29 protein-coding genes, 1 tRNA gene and 1 pseudogene are annotated in these 24,316 nt (G+C 61.2%); 16 read left to right on the top strand and 15 right to left on the bottom strand.

Annotated elements, in window-relative coordinates; translation table 11 throughout:
- Positions 1–294: 294 nt before the first annotated feature.
- Complete coding sequence (denD, locus tag DOM57_RS13240) at positions 295–1,266, bottom strand: D-erythronate dehydrogenase (protein ID WP_110649674.1); 972 nt, start codon at positions 1,264–1,266, stop codon at positions 295–297.
- 200 nt (positions 1,267–1,466) lie between these two features.
- Between denD and DOM57_RS13235 the strand changes: the two genes are divergently transcribed.
- The 5 genes from DOM57_RS13235 to otnI are packed head-to-tail and all read left to right on the top strand — an operon-like array spanning position 1,467 to position 5,937.
- Entirely contained in the window at positions 1,467–2,249 is a 783-nt protein-coding gene (locus DOM57_RS13235) for a FadR/GntR family transcriptional regulator (RefSeq protein ID WP_239496220.1), read from the top strand.
- Positions 2,246–3,166 carry an L-threonate dehydrogenase gene (gene ltnD / locus DOM57_RS13230; protein ID WP_110649673.1) on the top strand — a complete coding sequence of 307 codons (921 nt, stop codon included), beginning with the start codon at positions 2,246–2,248 and terminating at the stop codon, positions 3,164–3,166. The genes DOM57_RS13235 and ltnD overlap by 4 nt, the downstream gene beginning before the upstream one ends.
- Before the next feature lie 3 nt (positions 3,167–3,169).
- Positions 3,170–4,453 carry a 3-oxo-tetronate kinase gene (gene otnK, locus DOM57_RS13225; RefSeq protein ID WP_110649672.1) on the top strand — a complete coding sequence of 428 codons (1,284 nt, stop codon included), beginning with the start codon at positions 3,170–3,172 and terminating at the stop codon, positions 4,451–4,453.
- Positions 4,450–5,109, top strand: coding sequence for a 3-oxo-tetronate 4-phosphate decarboxylase (gene otnC / locus DOM57_RS13220; protein WP_110649671.1), 660 nt, complete (start codon positions 4,450–4,452; stop codon positions 5,107–5,109). Before otnK ends, otnC begins: the two co-directional genes overlap by 4 nt.
- Positions 5,110–5,157: 48 nt before the next feature.
- A complete protein-coding gene (gene otnI / locus DOM57_RS13215) occupies positions 5,158–5,937 on the top strand; it encodes a 2-oxo-tetronate isomerase (protein WP_110649670.1) in 780 nt (259 codons plus the stop codon).
- Between the two features lie 12 nt (positions 5,938–5,949).
- Here otnI and DOM57_RS13210 read toward each other — a convergent pair whose 3' ends face one another.
- The gene (locus tag DOM57_RS13210; RefSeq protein ID WP_204352968.1) at positions 5,950–6,642 is read right to left on the bottom strand and encodes a CvfB family protein; all 693 of its coding nucleotides are present in this window, start codon (positions 6,640–6,642) and stop codon (positions 5,950–5,952) included.
- Positions 6,643–6,891: 249 nt separating this feature from the next.
- Here DOM57_RS13210 and DOM57_RS13205 point away from each other — a divergent pair, with 249 nt between their 5' ends.
- Complete coding sequence (locus DOM57_RS13205; RefSeq protein ID WP_110649669.1) at positions 6,892–7,263, top strand: hypothetical protein; 372 nt, start codon at positions 6,892–6,894, stop codon at positions 7,261–7,263.
- A gap of 125 nt (positions 7,264–7,388) precedes the next feature.
- On the opposite strand, the gene DOM57_RS21820 is transcribed toward DOM57_RS13205, so the two are convergent.
- The gene (locus DOM57_RS21820) at positions 7,389–7,550 is read right to left on the bottom strand and encodes a hypothetical protein (RefSeq protein ID WP_162619533.1); all 162 of its coding nucleotides are present in this window, start codon (positions 7,548–7,550) and stop codon (positions 7,389–7,391) included.
- 288 nt (positions 7,551–7,838) lie between these two features.
- On the opposite strand from DOM57_RS21820, the gene DOM57_RS13200 reads away from it, so the two are divergent.
- Positions 7,839–8,072 (top strand): serine hydrolase, encoded by a 234-nt coding sequence (locus DOM57_RS13200; protein ID WP_110649668.1) that lies wholly within the window; start codon positions 7,839–7,841, stop codon positions 8,070–8,072.
- Between the two features lie 57 nt (positions 8,073–8,129).
- Here the strand turns inward: DOM57_RS13200 and hmpA are convergent, their stop codons facing one another.
- Positions 8,130–9,341, bottom strand: coding sequence for an NO-inducible flavohemoprotein (hmpA, locus tag DOM57_RS13195; protein WP_110649667.1), 1,212 nt, complete (start codon positions 9,339–9,341; stop codon positions 8,130–8,132).
- Between the two features lie 94 nt (positions 9,342–9,435).
- Here hmpA and DOM57_RS13190 point away from each other — a divergent pair, with 94 nt between their 5' ends.
- From DOM57_RS13190 to DOM57_RS13180, 3 genes are all read left to right on the top strand, one after another.
- Complete coding sequence (locus tag DOM57_RS13190; protein WP_110649666.1) at positions 9,436–9,882, top strand: Rrf2 family transcriptional regulator; 447 nt, start codon at positions 9,436–9,438, stop codon at positions 9,880–9,882.
- Between the two features lie 1,725 nt (positions 9,883–11,607).
- The gene (locus DOM57_RS13185; protein ID WP_162619532.1) at positions 11,608–11,976 is read left to right on the top strand and encodes a helix-turn-helix domain-containing protein; all 369 of its coding nucleotides are present in this window, start codon (positions 11,608–11,610) and stop codon (positions 11,974–11,976) included.
- A gap of 125 nt (positions 11,977–12,101) precedes the next feature.
- Entirely contained in the window at positions 12,102–12,446 is a 345-nt protein-coding gene (locus DOM57_RS13180) for a hypothetical protein (protein WP_110649664.1), read from the top strand.
- Positions 12,447–12,671: 225 nt separating this feature from the next.
- Here the strand turns inward: DOM57_RS13180 and DOM57_RS13175 are convergent, their stop codons facing one another.
- A complete protein-coding gene (locus tag DOM57_RS13175) occupies positions 12,672–13,535 on the bottom strand; it encodes an alpha/beta fold hydrolase (protein ID WP_204352967.1) in 864 nt (287 codons plus the stop codon).
- A gap of 119 nt (positions 13,536–13,654) precedes the next feature.
- Here DOM57_RS13175 and DOM57_RS13170 point away from each other — a divergent pair, with 119 nt between their 5' ends.
- Positions 13,655–14,476: an AraC family transcriptional regulator gene (locus DOM57_RS13170; protein WP_110649663.1), complete on the top strand. Its 822-nt coding sequence runs from the start codon at positions 13,655–13,657 to the stop codon at positions 14,474–14,476.
- Positions 14,477–14,619: 143 nt separating this feature from the next.
- Here DOM57_RS13170 and DOM57_RS22725 read toward each other — a convergent pair whose 3' ends face one another.
- The 3 genes from DOM57_RS22725 to DOM57_RS22720 all read right to left on the bottom strand — a co-directional run bounded on the left by DOM57_RS22725 (position 14,620) and on the right by DOM57_RS22720 (position 16,050).
- Positions 14,620–15,030: a histidine phosphatase family protein gene (locus DOM57_RS22725; protein ID WP_110649662.1), complete on the bottom strand. Its 411-nt coding sequence runs from the start codon at positions 15,028–15,030 to the stop codon at positions 14,620–14,622.
- Between the two features lie 75 nt (positions 15,031–15,105).
- Positions 15,106–15,510 carry a DUF927 domain-containing protein gene (locus DOM57_RS13160; RefSeq protein ID WP_110649661.1) on the bottom strand — a complete coding sequence of 135 codons (405 nt, stop codon included), beginning with the start codon at positions 15,508–15,510 and terminating at the stop codon, positions 15,106–15,108.
- Positions 15,511–15,738: 228 nt separating this feature from the next.
- Complete coding sequence (locus DOM57_RS22720; RefSeq protein ID WP_420820230.1) at positions 15,739–16,050, bottom strand: ogr/Delta-like zinc finger family protein; 312 nt, start codon at positions 16,048–16,050, stop codon at positions 15,739–15,741.
- A gap of 83 nt (positions 16,051–16,133) precedes the next feature.
- Here DOM57_RS22720 and fos point away from each other — a divergent pair.
- Positions 16,134–16,544, top strand: a pseudogene (gene fos / locus DOM57_RS13150) (fosfomycin resistance glutathione transferase).
- On the opposite strand, the gene DOM57_RS21815 reads toward fos, so the two are convergent.
- Positions 16,541–16,759 carry a hypothetical protein gene (locus tag DOM57_RS21815; protein ID WP_162619531.1) on the bottom strand — a complete coding sequence of 73 codons (219 nt, stop codon included), beginning with the start codon at positions 16,757–16,759 and terminating at the stop codon, positions 16,541–16,543. The pseudogene fos and the gene DOM57_RS21815 sit on opposite strands and share 4 nt — an antisense overlap.
- Before the next feature lie 243 nt (positions 16,760–17,002).
- Positions 17,003–17,079, bottom strand: a tRNA-Arg gene (locus tag DOM57_RS13145).
- Positions 17,080–17,236: 157 nt separating this feature from the next.
- Here DOM57_RS13145 and thiM point away from each other — a divergent pair.
- The gene (thiM, locus tag DOM57_RS13140; protein ID WP_110649659.1) at positions 17,237–18,079 is read left to right on the top strand and encodes a hydroxyethylthiazole kinase; all 843 of its coding nucleotides are present in this window, start codon (positions 17,237–17,239) and stop codon (positions 18,077–18,079) included.
- Positions 18,080–18,127: 48 nt separating this feature from the next.
- Here thiM and cysE read toward each other — a convergent pair whose 3' ends face one another.
- The gene (cysE, locus tag DOM57_RS13135; RefSeq protein ID WP_110649658.1) at positions 18,128–18,967 is read right to left on the bottom strand and encodes a serine O-acetyltransferase; all 840 of its coding nucleotides are present in this window, start codon (positions 18,965–18,967) and stop codon (positions 18,128–18,130) included.
- Between the two features lie 88 nt (positions 18,968–19,055).
- Here cysE and mntA point away from each other — a divergent pair, with 88 nt between their 5' ends.
- Together mntA and hepT are read left to right on the top strand one after the other, a co-directional pair.
- A complete protein-coding gene (mntA, locus tag DOM57_RS13130) occupies positions 19,056–19,460 on the top strand; it encodes a type VII toxin-antitoxin system MntA family adenylyltransferase antitoxin (RefSeq protein WP_204352966.1) in 405 nt (134 codons plus the stop codon).
- Positions 19,461–19,474: 14 nt separating this feature from the next.
- Positions 19,475–19,900, top strand: a complete 426-nt coding sequence (gene hepT / locus DOM57_RS13125; protein ID WP_110649657.1) for a type VII toxin-antitoxin system HepT family RNase toxin — start codon at positions 19,475–19,477, stop codon at positions 19,898–19,900.
- Positions 19,901–19,958: 58 nt separating this feature from the next.
- On the opposite strand, the gene DOM57_RS21810 is transcribed toward hepT, so the two are convergent.
- Together DOM57_RS21810 and rep are read right to left on the bottom strand one after the other, a co-directional pair.
- Positions 19,959–20,150 (bottom strand): hypothetical protein, encoded by a 192-nt coding sequence (locus tag DOM57_RS21810; RefSeq protein ID WP_162619530.1) that lies wholly within the window; start codon positions 20,148–20,150, stop codon positions 19,959–19,961.
- Positions 20,151–20,165: 15 nt separating this feature from the next.
- The gene (rep, locus tag DOM57_RS13120; RefSeq protein WP_110649656.1) at positions 20,166–22,214 is read right to left on the bottom strand and encodes a DNA helicase Rep; all 2,049 of its coding nucleotides are present in this window, start codon (positions 22,212–22,214) and stop codon (positions 20,166–20,168) included.
- Between the two features lie 65 nt (positions 22,215–22,279).
- On the opposite strand from rep, the gene DOM57_RS13115 reads away from it, so the two are divergent.
- The gene (locus DOM57_RS13115; protein ID WP_110649655.1) at positions 22,280–22,735 is read left to right on the top strand and encodes a GNAT family N-acetyltransferase; all 456 of its coding nucleotides are present in this window, start codon (positions 22,280–22,282) and stop codon (positions 22,733–22,735) included.
- 24 nt (positions 22,736–22,759) lie between these two features.
- Here DOM57_RS13115 and trmL read toward each other — a convergent pair whose 3' ends face one another.
- Both trmL and DOM57_RS13105 read right to left on the bottom strand, forming a co-directional pair.
- Positions 22,760–23,230 carry a tRNA (uridine(34)/cytosine(34)/5-carboxymethylaminomethyluridine(34)-2'-O)-methyltransferase TrmL gene (trmL, locus tag DOM57_RS13110; RefSeq protein WP_110649654.1) on the bottom strand — a complete coding sequence of 157 codons (471 nt, stop codon included), beginning with the start codon at positions 23,228–23,230 and terminating at the stop codon, positions 22,760–22,762.
- Positions 23,231–23,633: 403 nt separating this feature from the next.
- Entirely contained in the window at positions 23,634–24,203 is a 570-nt protein-coding gene (locus tag DOM57_RS13105) for a YfaZ family outer membrane protein (RefSeq protein WP_110649653.1), read from the bottom strand.
- Between the last annotated feature and the right edge of the window lie 113 nt (positions 24,204–24,316).

Below are 24,316 nucleotides of genomic sequence, written 5' to 3'. Positions count from 1 at the left end.
TACGAGCGACGACGTATCACTGGAAAACCGGCCAGTCCCTTCGGGTTGCGCTTCAAATACGCTCATGCGGCGTTGCGCGACTGAACAAGGGCACACCATTGCCTGCGTCCCGCGCCTTGCCTGAACGCATTTGAAGCAGCAACGCGGCTCGTGGGAAATGGGTATACCAGGCCCCGGGGACCGGCGGCGGTGGCGTCTGTCATGGCGTGTACTCCTTGGTCTTGTTGTCGCTGGCATTGCAGCGGTTGTTATGTCGGCAACGCGTATGTGGTGGAAAAGATCGGACGCTTCGTGTCATGAAGTCAGCGCATCCTCCCGATAGGCGCGGATGATGGCATCGAAATCGGCATCGGCCCGGAAGCCCAATGCCAGCGGGCGCGAGATATCCAGCCCGCCCGGCCAGCTGGCGACGATGGCGTCGATGGCGGCGTCGGGCTCGAAGCGTACCCGTGAGCGCACCTCGCTGCCGGCCTGGCGCTCCAGAGCCTCCAGCATCTCGGCCACCGTGACCGTGATGCCGGGCAGATTGAGCGTGCGCCAGTCGCCCAGCGACTCGCCGGGCAGGGTCAATGCATGGATCAGATTGGCGACCACCGCCCGCGGCGAGGAGAGCCACAGCGGTAATTGGGCGTCCACCGGGCAGACGGCGTCGAGGCCGGCAAGCGGCTCGCGGATGATCGAACTGGCAAACGACGACGCCGCCTGGTTGGGCTTGCCCGGCCGCACCACGATGGTCGGCAGACGACATACGCGGCCATCGACGAAGCCGCGACGGCTGTAATCGTTGACCAGCAGCTCGCCGATCGCCTTCTGCGCGCCGTAGGAGGAGCGCGGCCGCGGCCCGACCGCCTCCGCCACCGGCTGCGAGAGCTCTTGAGAGAGCCCCGGCCCGAACACCGCCAGCGAGCTGGCGAACAGGAAGCGCAGCCGTTTGGGATGAGCGCGGCAGGCTTCCAGCAGCCCACGCGTGGCATCCAGGTTGACCCGCATGCCGAGATCGAAATCCGCCTCCGCCTGGGCGCTGACCACCGCCGCCAGATGGCAAACGGCAACGGTGTCCTCGCCGAGTGCGCGCCGGATCAACGCCGGATCGGCGATATCACCGGCCACCGATTCGACACGGGCGTCCTCGACCGGGCAAGGCGCCAGGTCGATCGAGGTCACCCGGGTCACGGCTTCCCCATCCAAGGTGGCCTCGCCCGCCAGCAGGGCGTGGATCAGACGCGCGCCGAGAAAACCGGCGCCTCCGGTAACGACCACATGCATGACTTTCACTCCTCTCTACGGCATCGCTCTATCCGCCAATTGACCAAAGACGAATTGCGCTACCCTTTGCGATTTAACATCTTGTCTGACAAATTCTTGAAACGAGCAATATCGCCATTGGTCGGAGAGCAGCGCTAAATACCGTCATAGCGGTCTTGCGTGGCGACCTTCTTCGACCAACGAATGAGGAATTCCAGATCGTGAGCAAGGACATGGTGCCGCCATTGCGCGGCCCGCAACTCTCGGAACAGGTGGCACAGCGCCTGAGCGACGCCATCCAGACCGGGGAATGGGGACGGGGGGATCGCCTGCCGACCGAGGCGGCGCTGGTGGAGCGCTTCGGCATCAGCCGTTCGGTGGTGCGCGAGGCGATCTCGATGCTGCGCAACGCCGGACTGGTGACGTCACGCCGCGGCAGCGGCAGCTTCGTCGCCGAATCGCCGACGGTGTCGTTGCGCATGTCGATTCCCGACCCCGGCCTGCAATCGGTGGTCGAAGTGCTCGAACTGCGCCGGCCGCTAGAAGTCGAAGCGGCGCGACTGGCCGCCGAGCGGCGCACGCCGTCACAGCTCCGCCGTATTCGCAACGCGATGGCGGACATCGATGAAGCCGTCGAAGCCGGGCGGTCCGGTGTCGAGGAGGACATGGCGTTCCATCGCGCGATCGCCGAAGCGGCCAACAACGTGCACTTCACCGCCGTGCTCGATTTCTACAACCGCTTTCTGCATCACGCCATCAGCGTGACCCGCACCAACGAATCGCTGCGCGAGACCTTCATGCAGCAGGTGGTCGCCGAGCACCAGGCGATGCTCGATGCCATCAGCGCGAGCGACGCCGAGGCGGCCGCCCGCGCCGCCGCCATTCATCTGGAACACGCCGAAGCGCGCTTGCGTCAGGCGCCCCCCGATCTGCTCAAGAGCATGCTCGAACGGGTGGAAGCGCAAAGCGGATCGCCGGCCAGCACGACAGGAGAGACACGATGACAGCAAGCGAGCGCCCACGCGTCGGCGTGATCGGACTCGGCTCGATGGGCATGGGCATGGCGACCTCGCTGGTAGGCGCCGGTTTCGAGACCTGGGGCTGCGATCTGCGCGAACAAGCGCGCCAGGCTTTCGCGCAGGCCGGTGGACGGGCGGTGGCCACGCCGGCCGCAATGGCCGCCGAGGTGGAGGTGGTGCTGATCGTCGTGGTCAATGCCGAGCAGACTCGAGAGGTGCTGTTCGGCGACGATGGATTGGTGCCCGGTCTGGCAACGGATAGCGTGGTGCTCTCCTGCGCCACCTGCGCACCGGAGGCGGTCCAGGCCCTCGGGGCGGAGCTCGCCGCGCACCGGATCGCTCTGCTGGATGCGCCGATTTCCGGCGGCTCGGCAAAGGCGGCCCAGGGGCAGTTGACGATCATGGCGTCCGGCGGGAGCGTGCTGTTCGAACGCCTCGAAGGCGTGCTCGACGCCATCGCCGCCAAGGTCTTCCGGCTCGGGGACGAGCTGGGGCAGGGTTCGCAGGTCAAGCTGGTCAACCAGTTGCTGGCCGGCGTGCATATCGCCGCCGCCGCCGAAGCGATGGCCTACGGCATTCGTGGCGGTTGCGATCCGCACACGCTGTTTGAGGTGATCACCCAGAGCGCCGGCAACTCGTGGATGTTCGAGAACCGCGTGCCGCACATCCTGGCCGGCGACTACACACCGCATTCGGCGGTGGACATCTTCGTCAAGGATCTCGGCATCGTCCACGACACCGCCCATCGCGACAAATTCCCGCTGCCGCTGACCGCCCAGGCGCTGAGCCAATTCACGCTGGCTTCCGCCCAGGGGCTGGGCCGCGAGGACGACGCGGCGGTGATCAAGGTCTACCCGGGTGTCGATCTGCCCGGCGCGGCCGCCAACGACGGGGAGGACTAAGCGATGCCGAATCTTTCCTCGGGCCCCATACTCGGCTGCATCGCCGATGACTTCACCGGCGCCACCGACCTGGCCAGCATGCTGGTCAGCGCCGGCATGCGCACCATTCAGACCATCGGCATTCCGCAGACGCCGCTGGAGGCTGGCGTGGATGCCGTGGTGGTGGCGCTCAAGTCGCGCACCATCCCCGCCGGAGAGGCCATCGCCCAGTCCCTGGAGGCACTCGACTGGCTGCGCGATCAGGGTTGCGAGCAGTTCTATTTCAAGTACTGCTCGACCTTCGACTCGACGCCTGCCGGCAATATCGGCCCGGTCACCGAGGCACTGATGGAGGCGCTCGGGACCGATTTCACCATCGCCTGCCCGGCATTGCCGGCCAATCGCCGCAGCGTATTCAACGGCTATCTGTTCGCGGGCGGCGTACCGCTCAACGAAAGCGGCATGCAGGACCATCCGCTGACGCCGATGACCGATGCCAACCTGGTGCGCGTGCTCGGCGCCCAGACCACCCGCCCGGTGGGGTTGATCGATTACGCCACGATCCGCCAGGGCGAGGCGGCGGTGCGTGAACGCATCGCCGCACTCGAGGCCGAGGGCACGGGTATTGCGATCTGCGACGCCATCGACAACGACGACCTGTTCGTATTGGCCCGGGCCTGCCGCGACCTGCCGCTGGTCACCGCCGGCTCCGGCCTGGCGCTGGGCTTGCCGGCCAACTTCGCCGAGCGTCTCGGGCATCGCGAAGACGCCGCCGCATTACCGAGCATTGCGGGTCGCGAAGCAATACTGAGCGGCAGTTGCTCGCGAGCCACGCTGGCCCAGATCGAGCATGCCCGCCAGCACATGCCCAGCTACCACGTTCAGGCACTGGCGCTGGAAGCGGACTACCGGGGCAGCGTCGACGCGGCGCTCGCCCATGCCGAATCGCATCTCGATGATGGCCCGGTGCTGATCTATGCCAGCGCCTCTCCGGAGGAGGTGCGCGAGGCGCAGCAACGCCTGGGGGTACGGCAGGCCGGCGAACTGGTCGAACGCGCCCTGGCCGATATCGCCCGCGAATTGGTGGAGCGACTCGGCGTGCGCCGGCTGCTGGTGGCCGGCGGTGAGACGTCCGGCGCGGTCGTGAGCGCTCTCGGCGTTCAGGGGCTGCGCATCGGCGAAAGCATCGACCCCGGCGTGCCCTGGACCACCACGCTGGGTACCGCCGAGCCGCTGGCACTGGCACTCAAGTCGGGCAACTTCGGCGCCATCGATTTCATGACCAAGGCCTGGGAGCTGCTGCCATGAGCGCGATCCATACTTCGACCGAGGAACACCGCCTGCGCGAGGAGATCGCCGAGATCGGCCGCTCTTTCCGTCAGCTCGGCATGGCGCCGGGCACCTCCGGCAACATCAGCGCCAAGCTGGATGATGGCTGGCTGATGACGCCGACCAACGCCAGCCTCGGCGCGCTGGACCCGGCGGAAATCTCCAAGCTCGACTGGGACGGCAACCTGCTCGCCGGCAAGCCGCCGACCAAGGAGTCGTTTCTGCATCGCGCCTTCTACGAGCAGCGCCCCGACACCGGCGGCATCATCCATCTACATGCCACCCACTCGGCCGCCGTGTCATGCCTCAACGGACTCGATCAAGACTGTTGCCTGCCACCGATCACGCCCTATTTCGTGATGCGCGTCGGCCGCCTGCCGCTGGTGCCCTACTACCGTCCCGGCGACCCGGCGCTGGGCGAAGCGGTGCGCGACTATGCCGCCGAACACGCGGCGGTGCTGCTGGCCAATCACGGCCCGGTGGTGGCGGGCAAGACGCTGGAGGCGGCGCGCAACGCGATCGAGGAACTGGAGGAGACCGCCAAGCTCTATCTGCTGCTGCGCCATCACGAGGTGCGCACCTTGAACGACAGCGAGATCGACGAGTTGCGAGATGCCTTCGGTGCCCAATGGTAGCCGAGCGTCGCCCTTCGACATCGATCGGATAATCGAGGAAATCAGCCCATGCCGCGTTTTGCCGCCAATCTCAGCATGATGTTCAACGAAGTGCCGTTTCTCGAACGCTTCGCCAAGGCCGCCGCGTGCGGCTTCGAGGGCGTCGAGTTCCTGTTCCCCTACGCTTTCGATGCCGACGATATCGCCGCCGAGCTGCGCCGTCATGGCCTGTCGCAAGCGTTGTTCAATCTGCCGCCCGGGAACTGGGACGCCGGCGAGCGCGGCCTGGCCGCCCTGCCCGGTCGCGAGGCGGAATTCCGCGAGAGCGTCGATACCGCCCTGCGCTATGCCGAGGCGTTGGACTGCCCGCGCCTGCATGCCATGGCGGGACTGGTGCCGGAGGGGGCTTGCCGGGAGACCCTACGCGGCGTTTACCTGGAAAACCTGCGCTTTGCGGCACGCAGGCTGGCGGAACACGGGCGTACGCTGCTGATCGAGCCGATCAACACCCGCGACATGCCGGGCTATTTTCTCAACCATCAGGCCGAAGGGCACGCGATCCTGGCCGAGCTGAACGAACCCAACGTCAAGGTGCAGATGGATTTCTACCATACCCAGATCATGGACGGAGACATCTGGAAGACTTACCAGCGCCATCGCGACGGCGTCGGCCATATCCAGATCGCCGGCGTGCCCGAGCGCCACGAGCCTGATAGCGGCGAGGTCAACTATCCATGGTTGTACGAACGCCTCGACGAGGACGGCTACGACGGCTGGCTCGGCTGCGAGTACAAGCCGCGCGGCGATACCGTGGCGGGGCTTGGCTGGTATCGCGCCTACCGGATGTAAGCGAAGCGTCGGTCACTCCTCGATCAGCCGGATACCGTCGTCTTCGATCACGATCCGGCGCTGTTTGTAGAGGCGGCCGATTGCCTGCTTGAAGGCGTTCTTGCTGACCCCGAGACGGGTCTTGATCGCCGCCGCCGGGCTCTTGTCGCCCAGCGGCAGAAAGCCGTCGCTGGCGGCGAGTTCGGCCAGCACCTTCTCGCCGACCAGATCCAGCCGCGCCTCCCCCGGCGGCAATAGCGACAGATCCAGCCGCCCATCGTCGCGCACACGCCTGACGTAGCCCTCGACCCGGTCGCCCCGGCGCAGCGGACGCGCGATGTCGTCCTGGTAGAGCAGGCCCCAGAAGCGGTTGTCGACCACCGCCTTGGCCCCCAGATCGGTGAGGTCGGCAATGGTCAGCGAGACACGGTCCCCCGCCGCTAATCCCTCCGCCTCGTCACGCAGGAAGCGATCGAGCCTCATGCTCGCCACCGGCCGCATGCGGTCGTCGACGTAGATCATCACCAGCACCCGCTTGCCCTCGTCCGGGCGAAAGCGCTGCTCGCCGAACGGCAGCAGCAGGTCCTTCGGCCGCCCCCAGTCGAGAAAGGCACCGATATCGTTGACCTTGGTCACGCGCAGATAGGCGACCTCGCCGACATTGGCCTGCGGCTCGGCAGCGCGTGGCGGGGCGGTGGGGGCGATATCCCGGGGCAGGCGCGGCATGGGGCGGATTCCATCGTGTGAATTAGGAGAGTGCATTATGAAGCGGCGGCCCGGGCCGGGGCAAAGATGACGATCGCCGAAAGAAGTTTTACTATCGAAGACCGCTTCAGGACTTCGACCTTTGTATCAATCCCATTGATAGTCGAATTCACTATGCTTGATTAGCAGACTAAGATAATGGCTTCCATAATGTCGTCACCGGTTGGGCCAGGAGGCCCTACCAGAAAAGACATTATTGGAGGTAACGCCATGAAAACCCGCATTCTCGCAGCCATTGCACTCGCTGTCGCCCTGCCCGCCGCCGCTCAGGCCAACAGCCTGATGAACGAACGCGCTTTCAACCAGCAGAACGAAACCCTGAACACCCAACAGACCGCCGAGTACCAAGCGCTGCCGACCGCCTACAGCGTCGACACCGTTAGCGGCGGCCACAGCGCTGCGGCTGACCAGGCCCTGCAGAACGTCGCTGAGTCCACCCAACTGGCCACCAGCATTCAGGCCGGCAACAACGACCTGATCGGCCAAGGCCACAGCGTCGCCGCCGCGCAGGCCCTGCAGAACGCAGAAGGCGCCGGCAGCAACGCTCAGGGCAACGTCGAAGTGAGCTTCGCCAATCTGTAAGGCGCTAGCCGCACAGAGCTGAGCTTGATGAGAGAGATCGGGAGCCTGCGGGCTCCCTTTTTCGTTACGGCGATACCGCTGTCATCGACGATAGCGGTAATCGTCATTCGATATGAAACGCCACGTCATCCCAAAGAACGCTCGTTGAGACGCTTTGCCTCGATCTCCGCTTCATGGCGAGTGGCGTAGGACGCGACGGGGGCATCGTCCGGTCTCGAATCATCGGGGCGGGTATCTATGACGTGGAATTCGCCGTCTCGTTCCTGCACTTGGTAGTGGTCGGTCATGGGACTCTCCTCCAGGGAACTAGGGATAAAGGTAGACCATGAAACGAAAGACGAACCGCTCGCTCTCGCCGTTCTCCTCTGGTTCAGGGTAAGTTGCTGTCTTCGCTTTTCCCACTAGAGGCCGTTACATGCCAGCTCTTTCCCGTCGTCGTCTGATTTCCACCGCGTCCCTGCTCACCGCTTCCGCATTCGTCGCTCGCCCCGTATGGGCCGCGGGCCAGAACCAAGACAATGCCAAAGTGAAAGATAAGCTCATGCAGCTCGAGTAGCGTCATCAAGGCCGCCTGGATGATCGAAGGCAAGGTCGGCGACACTCGCCTGCGTGCCGGCATGCCTGCCAACTGGCTGGTGGGAGAAAAGACCGGCACCAACGGTGTCGGCAATGCCAGCGACATCGGTGTCGCCTGGCCGGGCGACCGCGGCACGGTCATCGCGGTGGCCTACACCTATCTGCCGCAGGCTACCAAGGAGGAGCGCGATCAGGTGATCGCGGAAATCGGAAAGCTGGCGGCGGAAATTTAACCGCTGCGATCACAGGGACGGCCCGCCCGTTCGGCGGGCCGGTCGGCGCATTCCCATTCAAGCCGCCAGGGGCTGCAACGGCCCGAAGCACTCGTAGCGGCGATCCCCGGCCGGAACGCCATGCTCGGCCAGTAGCTGATCGACCTGCCGCATCATCGGGAGCGGGCCGCAGAAGTAGTACTCCGCTGCCTTGTCGCCGACCCAGGCCGTGAGATCCTTCGCTTCGATATTGCCATGCTCGAATGCGGCATCCTCGGCGCGCGGCTCGCTGAACCGGACATGCAGATGGAAATTGGCGTGCGCCGCCGCCAGGGCTTCCAGCTCTTCGCCAAAGGGGCGAACGCCACCATGTCGCGCGGCCTGGATGAAGATCACCGGACGAGTTGCCGAGGCCTCGACCGCCGCATGCGCCATGGAGATCAGCGGCGTCACGCCGACGCCACCGGCGATGAAGACGACCGGCTTGTCGTCGGCTTCGGGCAGTTGCAGCGTGAACTCGCCACACGGCGGTGAAAGTTCGACCCGATCCCCGACCTTGAGCGAGTCATGAATCGGATTGGAGACCTGACCGCCCGGAACATCGCTGCCGTCGCCCTGCTCGCGTTTCACGCTGATACGGTAGGCGCTCGCCCCCGGTGCGTTGGAGAGGCTGTAGTTGCGCATCGAGAGTCGGCCATCCGCAGCGCGCAGGCGAATCGAGACATATTGGCCCGGCAGGTGCGCGGCCAGCGGCCGGCCGTCTTCGGGCTCGAGATAGAGCGAGACGATATTGTCGCTTTCCCGCTGGCGCCGAGCGACGACGAACGGCTTGAAGCCCGACCAGCCGTAGCTTTCGTCCTGCTGGGCATAGATGTCTTTCTCGCGCTGGATGAAGACATCCGCCAACTGGCCGTAGGCCGCCGCCCAGGCATCGATGATGGCGTCCGTGGCGCCATCGCCCAGCACTTCCTTGATCGAAGCCAGCAGATTTTCGCCCACGATGGGGTAGTGTTCGGGCCGGATCGTCAGCGAAACATGCTTCTGCGCGATGATTTCGATGGCATCCTTCAGCGCGGAAGGGTCATCGATGTGCTGGGCATAAGCTAGAATGGCGCCGGCCAACGCCCGCTGCTGGGTGCCAGAGCGCTGGTGCGCCGGATTGAAGTAGGCTTTCACTTCAGGGTTGTGCTCGAACATCCGGGCATAGAAATGCCGGGTCAGCGTCTCGCCGTGGGCCTGCAGAATGGGAACGGTCTGTTTGATGATATCGATTTGAGCGGGGGTCGGCATGATGGTCTCCTCATTGAACAGGCCCTTTAAACAGGTATTTTGTATACCTGTTTAAATAGGAGTATTATTTACCAAATTTAACTTGTCAAGTCGCATGAAACTCACCACCCACACCGACTACGCGCTGAGGCTGCTGATCTATCTCGCGGTGAGAAGCGATGACATGCCCGCGACGGTACAGGCGGCAGCGACGCATTACGGAATTTCCAGCAATCACCTGGCCAAGGTGGCCCAGACGCTGGTGCAGTTGGGGTATGTCGCCAGCCTGCGCGGGCGTGGTGGCGGCTTGCGGCTGCAACGACCCGCCGAGGAAATCAACATTGGCGCCCTGGTGCGCCAGACGGAGAACCTCGAGCTGCTCGAATGTTTCGGCCCCAACTCCAGCTGCCCCATCGAACCCGGCTGTCGTCTTAAGAACGTGCTGTGGAAAGCGCAGCAAGCGTTTCTCGCGGTACTCGACGGCTACGTGCTGGCCGATCTCATTGGCAACGAACAGGAGTTGAGGGTGTTGTTGTCGGGGATTGAGGAATTGGGCCAATAGATTGAGGTAGAAAGCCGAGCGCTGCACGATCGTTCAATACTTGCGTGCCTGATCCCGCTTACGCTGTCCGCTGTAGTGGCTGTAAGAGCCAGACGTAGGCTCACTGGCGCTCGTTGATTCAAAAAGCGCTGAATGCCGGGGCGCCGGTCCGATCAAGACTCGTCCAATTCCCATGTTATGCCTCCCGTGATCGACACCTCAGGTGCCTCACCCTGAAGGACCGCTCTACGGGCGTTCTCTCCGCTTCGCTTCGTAGTCTGAGTTACATCCTGCTCGTCGACTGGTTCAGATTACCTATGCTTCACCTAGGTAACTTCACATTTATCAACGACATATGACAAAACTTGAGTGGCGAGTATTGGTGAAGCGTGGAAAACTTACCCGCCGAAGCATTTGTGGAAATGACTGCCGATATCGAAATGTAAGGACCTATTCTATTGAATATTAGCAAGAAAGACGCCCTAGACCTTGATCATTCAGAGCGGCTAATCACAATTGGATTTGACGCTTCTGCCGGGCTGATCGCGACTTCATTTGACATCTTAAAGATTGGACTCGGGGATGATGTGACGAGTTGAATGGAAAGACCTATCACGCATACATGAAACTAATATTACAGGCTCATATTGTGCTTTGACATTAAGCAACCTATTGAAAATAGGTATTTTTTTATTTTAACACAACGAACTTCGCATCGCCTAATACTGAAAAATGAATTTCTAAATTTAGAAAAGCTTATATCGAAAAAAGTAAACAATCGATAATTTACCATTAAATGCCATCACCAATTGATGTATGCGGAGAGCTCTGATAAATTATCATTTCATGGTCTGATTTTTGCCCGGTTACTCGCCGGGCTTTTTTATACTTGTTCTTCTGCCTGCGTTATCCAACTCGACAAATACGAAATCCATAGACGGAATCTATCGTCGATTTTTGGCATGATTTAAAGGCATGAAAACGGCAAATCACCGCTATTCCAGCGATAGGATATGGGCATACTATGGTGCCTACCAATGTCAAATATAGCCCAACAGGCAGGAGCGAAAGAAGCCACATTTTATCTATGGCTGATGGGAGAAACATGTACAGCTTTGGTTGGAACTGTCCGTGAGAAATCCATCGGGGGTGATGCCTATTGCTTCTCAATGACAGACTTTACCTCGCATACCAGGCATGCTTGAGCGTGCTGTTTATTCTTGACCATTAATTCTTTCTCTGCCCGAGGTGATCACTGTCCAAACGCACTTGCGGCCATGCCATTGCGAATGGCTCTGTTTTAACGACTCGCTCAATTCCGTGTTATCTCTCCTGTGATTCGACGCCTCCTGCCTCACCCTGGCGGACCGCCCTGCGGGGCGTTCTCTTCGCTTCACTTCGAATCTACGCTCCATCCTGCTCGTCGATTTATCTAGCGTTCACTTGGAACTTGACAGTAGCTTCGGCTCGGAAGCCGATCATGCCGTGACCCTTCGCAGGCCACTGGCGGAGACGCCCGATCAATTCGAGCGGGTCTCGACACGTCACCGAACTCCTCCATTACAAAGTGAACCATATTCACCGCTCAATCCTCACTATAAATGTACTTAAAGTACATAACTAACAGGTACTGAAAGTACATGCAAGCGATGCCATATTGAACCCATGGTTCAAACCGGCAAACGGGATGAGTTCAGCTCCCGACTCTTACAGGCGCTGCGCTACGCGGGCAAAGACGGATACGGCATGGGTGCACGTCTCGCCAAGACGATGCATGTAACGCCGAAGGCCGTCAGCAAGTGGTTGAATGGCGAGGCTCGTCCAAGCCACGATAGAAGAGTCGCGCTGGCCCGCTGGCTTGGCGTTCGCGAAGAATGGCTCGACTATGGTCGCGGCGCCATGTTGCATATCGATGAAGACACCTCCTACAGCAGCGGTACCAGTACAGCCGCCAACATTTCGGAACGGTTACCCTCCCGCTCCTATCTGACGTCAAAAAAATCCGTCAATGCGCTGCAGCATATCGAGCAAGCTGCGCTATCCGGTGAACTGGATGAAGCCGATCTTCTCCTTCTGGTACAGATAGCCACGCATATCGCCAAGAAAAAGGCCTAGCCTGAACGTGACGCCATCGACTGCGTAAAGTCAGTGGCCGATTTTCCACAGACATATATTGTACTTACAGTACATTAAAATGTACCATTTGCACCACACCTCGTTCAACTCTAACCGAGGGCGTCATGGATCGTTCCGACACCACTCACGGATGCCTGCGCGTCAACGACAAGAATCGAGAACACCTGCCAGATTTCTTGCCTGGTGTTCATTATTACACCAGTCATCAGATTGCGATCGCCTATGACAATCATCTCTGTTCGGGTGGCATACCTGACATCGAGACGAGATATCGCGCTTATCCTTGGGAAGACACGCTAGAGGCCAGGGCATACTGCCCTTCGTTCTACGTACCGAGCCGCGGCCATACCGTCGTCATCGTCGATCGCCGCTTCTCCGCGGCCCATCTCGCCAGGGCATGGATGGCTGACCGGATTCGTGAGCTGCTTATCCGTCGACGCAACGGCTAGTTGCGCGGCCATAGCTCCCATGCGTTTAAGATGTCACGAGAGAAAGCCCGCTGCTGGAACTCCACGGTCGGCTCGCTTGAGCATTCAGGGTATACGGATTGCTGGTTGATTACCGGCGAGGCGATCAACGTCTCCGCCGGCGTCGCTATCTGGGCACCATGACGCAAGAAAACGACAAAGGCCGACCGAGGGGGAACCCTCGGTCGGCGCATCGAAGTGGTCCATTCAGTTTTCAAGGAAGCCCAGTAAATCCTGGTTGAATCGATCCTTGTGTGTGTCGGTCAGGCCATGCGGGGCGCCAGGGTAGACGATCAACTCCGCCCCTTTGATCTGTGCGGCGGAAGCCTTACCGGAAATTTCGAATGGCACGATCTGGTCGTCATCGCCGTGGATCACCAGCGTGGGCACGTCGAATTTCTTCAGGTCCTCACGGAAATCGGTGGCCGAGAACGCCGCGATGGAGTCGTAGGTGTTCTTGTGGCCGGCCTGCATGCCCTGTGCCCACCAACTGTCGATCAGCCCTTGAGAGAATTTGGCACCCGGACGGTTGAAACCGTAGAACGGGCCGGACGCCAGGTCGAGGTACAACTGCGAACGGTTCTCCAGCGATGCCTTGCGGATGCCATCGAAGACTTCGAGCGGCAGGCCGTCCGGATTGTCGGCAGTCTGCAGCATCATCGGCGGCACGGCGCTGACCAGCACGGCCTTCTTGATCCGTCCGGTACCGTGGCGGCCGATATAGCGTGCCACTTCGCCACCCCCCGTGGAAAAGCCGACCGCAGTGATCTCCTCGAGGTCGAGGGCATCGATCACAGCGGCCAGATCATCGGCATAATGATCCATGTCGTTGCCGTCCCAGGGCTGGCTGGAGCGGCCATGACCGCGACGATCATGAGCTATCACCCTGTAGCCCTTGTCGGCCAGGAAGAACATCTGTGACTCCCAGCTGTCCGCGTTAAGCGGCCAGCCATGGCTGAAGGTGACGACCGGGCCGTCTTTCGGACCCCAATCTTTATAGTACAGACGCACGCCATCGGCGGTGACGATGTAGTTGCCGTCTACGGTGGCGCTGGTAGTGGTGGTGTTCATGGCGATAGTTCCTCCTGAGTTGGTGGCCGGGTGGGTACTGCCCGGTAAGATGTAGTTTGCGTGCATGCCCGATACTATTGGTGATAGAAAATCCTAAAAACTTGATCTGGAGTTCGATTATGGCCGACCGACTCACGGCACTGATGGCGCACTTCCCAGTGAACGCGCAGGTGTTCAACGTTGGTGCGCTGTGCGGTTTCAACACACTGGAAAGTGATGGCACGAACGGCCAATTGCACTTGGTGCGCCGAGGTGCGGTTGAGGTGCAGTACGACAGGAAGTTAATACATATCGAACGACCGAGCCTGCTGCTGTTTCCACGGCCACTGACACGGCGTTTCATCACCGATCCCGAGCGCGGTGCAGACATGGTCTGCGCGAACCTATCGTTCGAGGGCGACGCAGGTAATCCGATTTCATCGGCACTGCCGGACGTCGTTTGCCTGCCACTGGAAAATATTGTCGGTGCCGAGCCGGTGTTGTCGTTGTTGTTCGAGGAGGCGTTCGGGCAGCGGTGCGGACGTGTCGCGCTGGTCGAGCGCTTGTTCGAGGTAATGATGATCCAGGTGTTGCGCCATTTGATGGAAAGCGGCGAAGTTAAGGGGGGGCTGTTGTCCGGGTTGTCGCATCCGCGTCTGCGCAATGCGCTGGTGGCTATGCACGAGACGCCAGCGCAGGAATGGACACTGGACGCACTGGCAAATGTTGCCGGCATGTCGCGCAGCGTGTTCGCCACGACGTTCCGCAGAACGGTCGGTATTACACCCGGGCAGTATCTCCAGGGTTGGCGCGTGCAGCTGGCACAGAAGGCCTTGCGGTACGGACGTCCTCTAAAAGCGGTCGCAACCGAAGTTGGCTACGGCAGTGAAGCCGCGCTCTCTCGTGCGTTCAAGGCGCAATCCGGGCAATCGCCGCGGAAATGGAAAGCCAGTCACCCATAGCGACTGCACGTGCATCATTTTCGATCCATTTAGCGCACCGGCGGTTCGCAAGTGATGCGGGCGGCTACACCCGAAATCGCTCCGCCGCCCCAGTGACGGCGCGGCTTGGAGCCATTTGCAACGCTGCAACAAAACCGACCCATCTAGCGCGCCGAGGGGCAGCCGGGGTTGGCAGGAGGGATGGGTGGCCAGACAGCTTGGCAGGTCTCGGTCGAGGCAATGGTGATGTGGAGAGAGGCTCTCAAGGTGTCAGCGTCTTGAATCGGGATTGCGAAGTTTTCCAAGGAGAGAACGCTGCCGCTGGGGAGACGCCACTCGAAGATGTCCGAGAAGCTACCGAAGCTACCGCTGGACAACGCTCTGACCACCTCCGCCACGAATCCGTGCGCAACGATTGCGATTGTTTTCGAAGCGTACCGCAACTCCAGTTCGAGTAGGCCATCTCGCACTCGCGTCATGACGTCACGGATTGACTCTCCTCCGGTTGGCCCGGCATCGCAACGGCGCGAGATGTTTTGCGCCCATAGTGCCGGGTGTCGTTGCCTCGTAGCCACCTCTCCTTGTTGTACTCACTTGTTCCCGTTTACACACTTCATACTGGGAACAAGGGAGGCGCTCAACCATGCGGGTTACAGCGCGGTGTTCCCGGTATTTCCACTATTTTTCAGGTTCATGTGAGAACTGACACAGATGTTCCTGTTTTCCCCCTCGAAAGTGTCGAACGCCCAATAGGTGCAGGTGCCGGCGTTGACGCCGACACGGGACAAGACCGGCCCGGCCAGCACACAGCAGACCGACAGGATCAGCACCGGGTCGCCCCGGCAGTAGTGGGCGAGTTCGCCCTGCCAGCTTTTCAACGAGCCGCGCTCGGTGAACAGATGCGCGCCCTTGCCACTGTCCTGAAACCACACGTCGGCTTTACCGATGATGCGGTGGGGCAGCACGAACGCGCCGCTGGCGTCGTGCCAGCCCGGTCGGGTGGTGGTGGCCAGGATGCGGCCCAAGCCATGGTGGCTGGCGATATAGGCCGGCACGTGGCGGCGCTGGTTGTATTCGAGAGAGGGCTGCGGCTTACGAAGGGGCGATTAACTGGGCCGTCAGTGCTGATCTATGCGCCGCCAAGGGGCGGTAGCAGCCAACCTTTCCTGGTAGTCGGGATTTGGGTTACCGCTAGGAAACACTGCATAAATGCCTGTGCAGGCGAATCGCTGCGTTGCGCGGTGCTGGTGCGCCAGCCCGGTCGAGACTCGCCTAACCCCATGTTATGTCTCGCATGACTCGTTGCCTTTGGCAACTCGCCCCGTCGGGGCCGTCCTTCGGACGTTCTCTCCGCTTCGCTTCGAGTCTGCGCTCCGTGCGCCTTGCGACGGTGCGCCGTCCCGGTTCATCCTGCTCGTCGATTTATTCAGTATGTCCCTAGGGCTGAGCGTCTCGGTGACGATAAAATCGGCACGCACTCTAGCGCCACAGTCAGGGTTCAAGCATTCAAGGTAGAGCTTCCGATAATCCGGGTGCGGTTGCTTGCTCGAACGCGTGCGCATCAGTGACCCGCAGTGTTCGCAATGAATGTCCATTCCTCGCATTTATTCTCCCTTGGGATTGTGATGTTCTTGGCCACTTGAGCTTCAGAAAATTCTTTCAGGGCTAGGAGTTAGAAATGCTTAAAGGCTTGAACCACCTCACCCTCGCGGTCTCCGACTTGGGCAGAAGCATTGCATTTTATCAGGACACACTAGGTCTAACTCTAAATGCCCAATGGGATAAGGGAGCGTACCTATCGCTTGACGGTTTGTGACTTTGTCTCACCCTGGACGAGCACCGCGGCACCGAACCGCATCCCGAATACACCCACTATGCCTTCACGGTTACGGGTGATGGCTTCGCTCCCGCCGTAGAGCATCTTAGAGCCCAGGGCGTAGAAGAGTGGCGGCAGAACCGAAGCGAGGGGGAATCGTTCTATTTTCTCGACCCCAATGGCCACAAGCTCGAGCTCCACGTAGGTGACCTGAACAGCAGGCTGGAAGCCTGTAGGCAAAAGCCCTATTCCGGCATGGAGATTCTGACCTAGCCGGATGACGGTGTCGGATAGAGCTTGTCCGACCAAAATTGCATCATCGCTGGGCGCTGCTCGGCTGCCATGTGCTCGGCGTGGGTGTAGGCCCGACCGGTGATAACGGCGAAGCGATAGATATCGCGGCAGAACGAGTGCACCTTACGCGGCTGTTCGAACTTGCCGGCGTGCTCGAGACGCCTTCGGGTGTAATGACCCCCTGGTTTCTGCACACCCTACGCAACTAATGCGGGGTGCGCTCAGGGTGCCACGTAGTCCAGCGATGCTATTCCCTTAGCATCGAGTGTCGTTGCACCGAGGATTGCATCAGGCGACGCATGGCGGACAACCACGCACGGCGGAAAACCGGTCAAAAGGGCTTTGGAATTGCCGGGAGTGATTATCAGTGTGGTTACAGGCGTGAAAATCAGTCTGAAGGTGTTGTGACAGAATATAGCTAAGTGACTGATTTTAAATGGCGCGCCCTATAGGATTCGAACCTATGACCTTTGCCTCCGGAGGGCAACGCTCTATCCAGCTGAGCTAAGGGCGCGTAATCAGATTGTCGCCGTTTGCGGCGCGGCCATCCTAACCGCTCGGCTGTTAGCTGTCCAGCGCGCCCACGCCTGCTTTCGGGCCCGCCAGCGAGCATTATACTCAAACCGAAAACGCAAGCTAACGCCGGCCGAACGTCCAGAGGCACAATCCGTATGCGCGATCCGCTAACCCTTTCCCCCGACTGGCAACAGCGCCTGCTCGCAACGCGTGCACGCTTGCGTGAGCGCACGCCGCTCGTTCACTGCCTCACCAATCAGGTGACGATGAATTTCGTCGCCAACGTGCTGTTGGCCGCGGGTGCCTCGCCCGCGATGACGGATCATCCCAAGGAAGCCGGCGAGCTGGCGGCAGCGGCGGATGGCGTGCTGATCAACCTGGGCACACCCAATGCCGCCAGCCTGGAAGCGATGCGCCGCGCCAGTCTTGCAGCCAGCAAGGCTAGGCGGCCGTGGGTGCTCGATCCGGTCGGCGCCGCGGCCCTGCCCCTGCGCCGTGAAATCAGTATCGAACTGATGGCCCATCGCCCGGCGGTGGTTCGCGGCAATGCCTCGGAGATCCTGTCGCTGGTCGACAGCGACGCTCGGGGCCGCGGTGTGGATACCCGGCACGATGCGGGCGATGCGGCAACGGCCGCGCCCCACTTGCTCGACCGCACCTCGGGCGTGGCGATTTCCGGCAAGATAGATCGGCTCGTCGGAATTCATGACAATGCCGACCCGGTCCTGGTCAGTATCGAGGGCGGCAGCGCCTGGCAGCCGCGAGTCACCGGTACCGGCTGCGCCCTCGGTGCGCTGATCGCCGCCTATCTGGCCGTCGCCGACTCGACACTGGACGCGATGATTGCGGCGCATGCCCATGCGGCTGCCGCAGCGGAACGGGCCGAGCAGGAAGCCAAGGGGCCGGGAAGTTTTGCCGTTGCCTGGCTGGATGCGCTGGATAGCGTCGACTTGACGGCATTCTTCGAGACTCGCGTGGCTCGCCATGAGCTGGCTTAGCCGCTAGCCGCACGGCCGTCATGAATGCCGTGGCGGCGTTGGTCTGTGCTACCGCCCGCAGCAGAGCTGGCCACTGGCCGCTGCCTTTTCGTCGCCACCTGGCTCATGCGGTTTGTCCAGGCAGTGCTGCATCTCCCGCGAGGGAGCGGTACAACCGGCATCGCCGACGATACGCGCCGGTACGCCGACAGCGGTGGTATGCGCCGGCACCGCCTTGAGGACCACCGATCCGGCGCCGATACGCGCGCCCTCGCCGATCTCGATATTGCCCAGCACCTTGGCACCGGCACCGATCAACACACCTCGGCGCACCTTGGGGTGACGATCGCCAGCTTCCTTACCGGTCCCGCCGAGGGTCACGCCCTGGAGCAACGAGACATCGTCCTCGATCACCGTGGTCTCGCCGATCACCACCCCGGTGGCATGATCGATGAATACGCCGTTGCCGATCCGCGCGGCGGGATGGATGTCGGTCTGGAAGACTTCCGAGCTGCGACTCTGCAGATAGCGCGCCATCTGCCGACGACCCGCCTGCCATAGTGCGTGAGCAAAGCGGTGCACGGCCAGCGCATGGAGACCCTTGAGGTAAAGCACCACTTCGGTGACCTGGCGAATCGCCGGATCGCGCTCGATCACGGCGGTGAGATCCTGGGCGATGCCTTCACTGATTGACGGATCGGCATCGAGCAGGCAATCGAACATTTCGATCAACGGCTGCGCCGACAGATCAGGGTGCGCCAGACGATGGCCCAGACGGTAGGCCAGACCGGCACCCAGGGTCGAACGATTGAGCACCGCGCCCAGCATCAGCGGCGTCAGCGACGGCTCCTGTCGCGAGATCGCCATCGCCTCGTCGTGGGCCTGTTGCCATAGCTCCGTCGTATTCATCGTCTCTCCTGAGTCTGTTTCTCGGCATCGCGTTTCGCGCCATGTCCTTGATGCTAGACTGAACCGGTAACGATTGAAGGAAAAGTTGATGATGCCCGAAGAATCCGAGGTTCTGCAGCATCTTGTTGAATTGGCGACCATGGATGAAGAGATCGCCGTGCTTTGGCTTTATGGTTCACGCGCAAAAGGCACCCACCACGCCGAAAGCGATTACGATCTCGCCGTCGCTTTCCGCGACTTTGAACAGGATGCGTTGGAGCGCCGTCTGCGCCCGGAATTGCTGGCTCAGGCCTGGCAGGATGAAATGGGGCTCGGCGATGATCGCCTTTCCGTCGTCGACATCAACCTCGTCCCACTGCCGCTCGCTCACGCAGTGATCCGTACTGGCCGGGTCTTGTTCGTTGGCGACAAGCTGCGGCTGATTCGAGAAGAGCAGCGCATTACCTCGATGTGGGAAATCGATCACCAGTACCACCAACGACACTATGCCTGAGCGACGAATCCCCAATGGAAAGCGAATACATCGATGCCATGCGGGAACATCTGGCCATCCTGGAGGAAGAGCTGGGGCAGCTGCATGAGGCTGCAAGCCGCCCTGGAGGTCTGAACGGACTGCTTTACCGTGCCGCCGAGCGCAATCTTCAGTTGCTGACCGAAGCGTGCATCGGGATCGCCAAACAGCGCTTGAAGTCACTCGGCACCGTGGTGCCCAGTGATGCCCGGCAGGCCTTCGCCAAGCTGCACAACCTGGGCCACGACCTTAGCGAGACGCCATGGAACAAGGTTATCGGTCTGCGCAACGCGCTGGTACATGATTATCTGAAGCTCGATACCGCGATCGTCGAGACCATCATCCGTCAGCGCGATTATCAAAGGCTGATCGATTTTGCTCGAGAGCAGTTGTCGGCGTCATCAAGCCAAGGCGCGCGATAACCAGCGCGCCGTCTTTTCACAGACAGCATCGCCTTGGCGATAGTCCGTCAAGATAACTTCATAGCAGCCTCCCTTCGACCAATAGCCGGTTCAGGGCCTGCGGCGTATTTGCCAATGCTGGCGAGCAGACCGGGTATCCTCGTTCGAGCACGCAATTTTTTGCCGTTCCCGCGTCATCAGCGACATCGCTGCGATAGCGAATGGCAATATCGACGACATGGCTGTCGAGATCCCGTAGTCGTGGAAGCATCTCAATTTCCTTATCCTACCCCAACAGCGACCTGAGCCCAGCAATCGCACTCTGGCCCCGTTCCTGCTTCTTCTCGGGGTTCTCTTTGTCGGCGCGGCCTTCCCATTCGAGGTCATCCGCCGGCAGCTCGTCAAGGAAGCGGCTCGGGGTGCAGTCGAGCAGTTCGCCGTAGGCCTTGCGCTGACGCGCCAGGGTCAATGTCAGCGTGCGCCGGGCCCGGGTGATGCCGACGTAGGCCAGGCGGCGCTCCTCCTCGATGGTGCCAGATTCGATGGCGTTGCGGTGTGGCAGCAGTTCCTCCTCGAGCCCCATCAGATAGACGTGGGGAAACTCGAGGCCCTTGGAGGCGTGCATGGTCAGCAGTTGCACGCGGTCGGAGTCGTCCTCTTCCGCTTGCTGTTCGAGGATGTCGCGCAGCACCAGGCGCGAGATCGCCGACTGCACGTCATCGGTCTCCTCGCTCGCTTCGCCGTCCTCGTCGTCGCGATGCATCGACTTTTCGAGCTGGTCGATCAGCGTCCAGACGTTGGCCATGCGACGCTCGGCGATGGTTGGCGCGCTGGCGTTCTGGTAGAGCCAGGCCTCGTAGTCCATGTCGCGAATCATCTCGCGGATCGCGCTGATGGCATCACCTTGATCCATGCGTTTGCGCACGCCATCGATAAAATGCGCGAAGCGGCCCAGCCGCTCGACGGCGCGGGTCGGCAGCACCTGCTCCAGCCCCATCTCGCCGCAGGCAGCGAACATCGAACCGCCGCGATCACTCGAGTAGTTGGCGAGTTTTTCCAGCGTGCCGGGGCCGATCTCGCGGCGCGGCACGTTGACGATGCGCAGGAAGGCGTTGTCGTCGTCCGGATTGATCAACAGCCGCAGATAGGCCATCGCATCCTTGATCTCGTTGCGCGAGAAGAACGAAGTACCGCCGGAGAGCTTGTAGGGAATCTGATGGTGCTGGAGCTTGAGTTCTAAAAGCCGGGCCTGGAAGTTGCCGCGATAGAGCACGGCGAAATCTCGCCACTCCGCGCGCTCCTTGATTCGCCGGGTGAGAATCTCGCCGGCGACGCGTTCGGCCTCGGCTTCCTCGTGGCGGTTGACGATCACGCGGATCGGGTCGCCCTGGCCCATGTCGGACCACAGCGTCTTGTCGTAGACGTGGGGATTGTTGGCAATGAGCGTGTTGGCCGCGCGCAGGATCGTACCGGTCGAGCGGTAGTTCTGCTCCAGCTTGATCACGTTCAGGCGCGGGAAGTCCTCGCCGAGTGTGACCAGGTTCTCCGGCCGCGCGCCGCGCCAGGCGTAGATCGACTGGTCGTCGTCGCCGACCACGGTGAAGGTCGCGCGCTCCTCCATCAACAGCTTGACCAGCTGGTACTGGCTGACGTTGGTGTCCTGGTACTCGTCCACCAGCATGTAGTGGATGCGCTTGCGCCAGCGCGCCAGCGCCTCCGGATCGGTCTTCAGCAGCACCACCGGCAGCATGATCAGGTCGTCGAAATCGACCGCGTTGTAGGCCTTCAAATGCCGGTTGTAGGCCTCGTAGATACGCGCGGCGTACTGCTCGTCTTCGTCCGTCGCGTGCGAGATCGCCTGCCCCGGCAGCACCAGGTCGTTCTTCCACTGCGAGATCAGGCTCTGCACCGCACCGATCTGCTCGGCGTCGGTATCGGCCTCCTTCTGCATCAGGTCGCGCAGCAGCGCCTTGGCGTCCTCGGGATCGAACAGCGAAAAGCCGGGACGGAAGCCGAGCGCCTTGAGTTCGCGGCGGATGATGTTGAGGCCGAGGTTGTGGAAGGTCGAGACGGTCAGGCCATGGCCTTCGCGCCCCTTGAGCATCTGCCCCACGCGCTCCTTCATCTCGCGGGCCGCCTTGTTGGTAAAAGTGACGGCGGCGATCCTGCGCGCGCTCATCCCGCACTCCTGAACCAGGTAAGCGATCTTGGTGGTGATCACGCTGGTCTTGCCGGAACCGGCCCCCGCCAGCACCAGGCAAGGGCCATCGATATAGCGCACCGCTTCCTGCTGACGCGGATTGAGTTTGGCGAGGCGTTGGCGAATATCGGACATGGAGGCAGAATCGCAAAGGTGGAGACAGCATCGAGAAGAACAACCGAACGGGAATGATACACCCCATGGACATCATCCGAGACGACTTGCGTGGCCCGGAAATCGCCGCGTTGCTGGAAGCCCACCTCAAGGACTTCGCGCCGCACTCACCCCCGGAGAGCCGCCACGCGCTGGATCTCGAAGGCCTGCGGCGCCCGGAGATTCACTTCTATAGCGCCTGGGAAGATGGCCAGCTACTGGGCTGCGGCGCGTTCAAGCGCCTCGACGACACCCACGCCGAGGTCAAATCGATGCGTACCGACCCGAAACATCTACGCAAAGGCGTGGCGCGGGCGATACTCGCCCATCTGATCGACGAAGCGAGGGCGCTCGGCATTCAGCGGTTGAGTCTGGAAACCGGTTCAATGGAAGCCTTTGCCCCGGCGCGCCAACTCTACGCAGCGTTCGGCTTCGATTACTGCGAGCCGTTCGCGGATTACGTCGAAGATCCCTACAGTGTTTTCATGACGCGGACGTTATAAGAAAAGACGTCACCCAACGGCGCGCTAGATATCCACCGCCCCGGCGAAATCCAACTGGCGCCAAGCCTCGTAAACGATGATCGCGCAGGCGTTGGAGAGGTTGAGGCTGCGGCTATCGGGCAGCATCGGCAGGCGTAACCGTTGCGCCGGGGGCAGCGCGTCGAGCATGTCCTGCGGCAGGCCGCGGGTTTCCGGGCCGAACACCAGTGCATCGCCTTCTCGGTAATGGATATGGTTGTAGCCGTGACGACCGCGCGTGGAAACGGCGAATACCCGCTCCGGGCCGACGGTCTCGAGAAACGCCGCCCAGTTGGCATGGACCTGGACGCGCGCCCACTCGTGGTAATCCAGCCCCGCGCGCCGCAGGCGTTTGTCGTCGAGCTCGAAGGCCATCGGCTCGATGATATGCAAGCGAAAACCGGTATTGGCGCACAACCGGATGATGTTGCCGGTGTTGGGCGGGATTTCGGGTTCATAGAGCACGATATCGAGCATGGCGGCCGGGCTCGCAGGTGAGGGAACTCCCGCATGATACGCAATCGGCGCCACTCTCTACAGGGCCCCGACGCCGGCCCTTGCTACAGAGCCCCGACGCCGGCCCTTGCTACAGAGCCCCGACGCCGGCCCTTGCTACAGAGCCCCAAGCCGGCCCGCGCTACAGGACCCGACGCCAGCCCTCGCAATGGGACGCCGATAGCTGATCTCTCAAGCGCCCCGAGACTGGCGTCATCTCATGGTTTTCGAACATTCACTCCATTGGGCACGAATATCCAAAACTCTTCGAGCGAAGATCAGGCGAGGCAAAAATTCGCGAAAGCGCGGAGTTTACGGGTTGTAAATGAGCAGCTTGAGCGAATTTTTAACACTGCTTGATCGAGCGCAGAATGTTTTGGGCGGCTTAGAAACCGACGCTGACCCCCAGTACCGGCCCGCTGTCGAGCGTGTGACCGTCATCGTTGTCGAAGTCGGTGCGCATGTAACGGTAGCCGCCATAGACATAAGTCTGAGAGATGATGTTCACCCGTGCCTGGGCGCCATATTCGTAGCTCTTGTCGATATCTCCATGGGTCAGACCATCCGGCGTGTAGAAGCCGTAGGCACCGATGGAGGTCAGCGGAATCGGTGTATCGACGAACGCCGAACCGCCCAGGCCAACACCACCACCGTCACCGTAATGCGTATCCTGATACTGGTAACGGGCACCGACTGCGAGATCGATGCCCGGCAACCAGGGCGAGAACATCAGCGAACCCGAATAGGCCTTGGCGTTGTGGCCGCTGTCGTCGGTGGTCAGATAGCCGACGCCGGCGCGCACGCTGGGAAAAATGGTCTGGCTGGCTTCAACGCCGAAGGAATCGTCGCCGCCGTTGGCCGATACGCTGAGCGCCATTGCCTGCTGACTGGCAAAAACGAAGGTCGCTGTCGCGAGGGCAGAACCCCAAAGTTTGAACCTGCTGCGCTTGATCATGTCACGTCTCCCGAAATCGCGTCGAAACGCGTTGGACTACGAACGCAAGCGTGACATAATTCCGAAAATTATCAAACGGTGTTTTTAAACCGTTTGTAACGCGCCGCGCGTCG

Origin of the sequence: Salinicola peritrichatus, from assembly GCF_003206715.1 — a bacterium.
In the GTDB taxonomy this organism is placed as follows: domain Bacteria; phylum Pseudomonadota; class Gammaproteobacteria; order Pseudomonadales; family Halomonadaceae; genus Salinicola; species Salinicola peritrichatus.
Note: the sequence above shows the minus strand (reverse complement) of the source record. Positions and strands in the feature narration are given on the sequence as shown.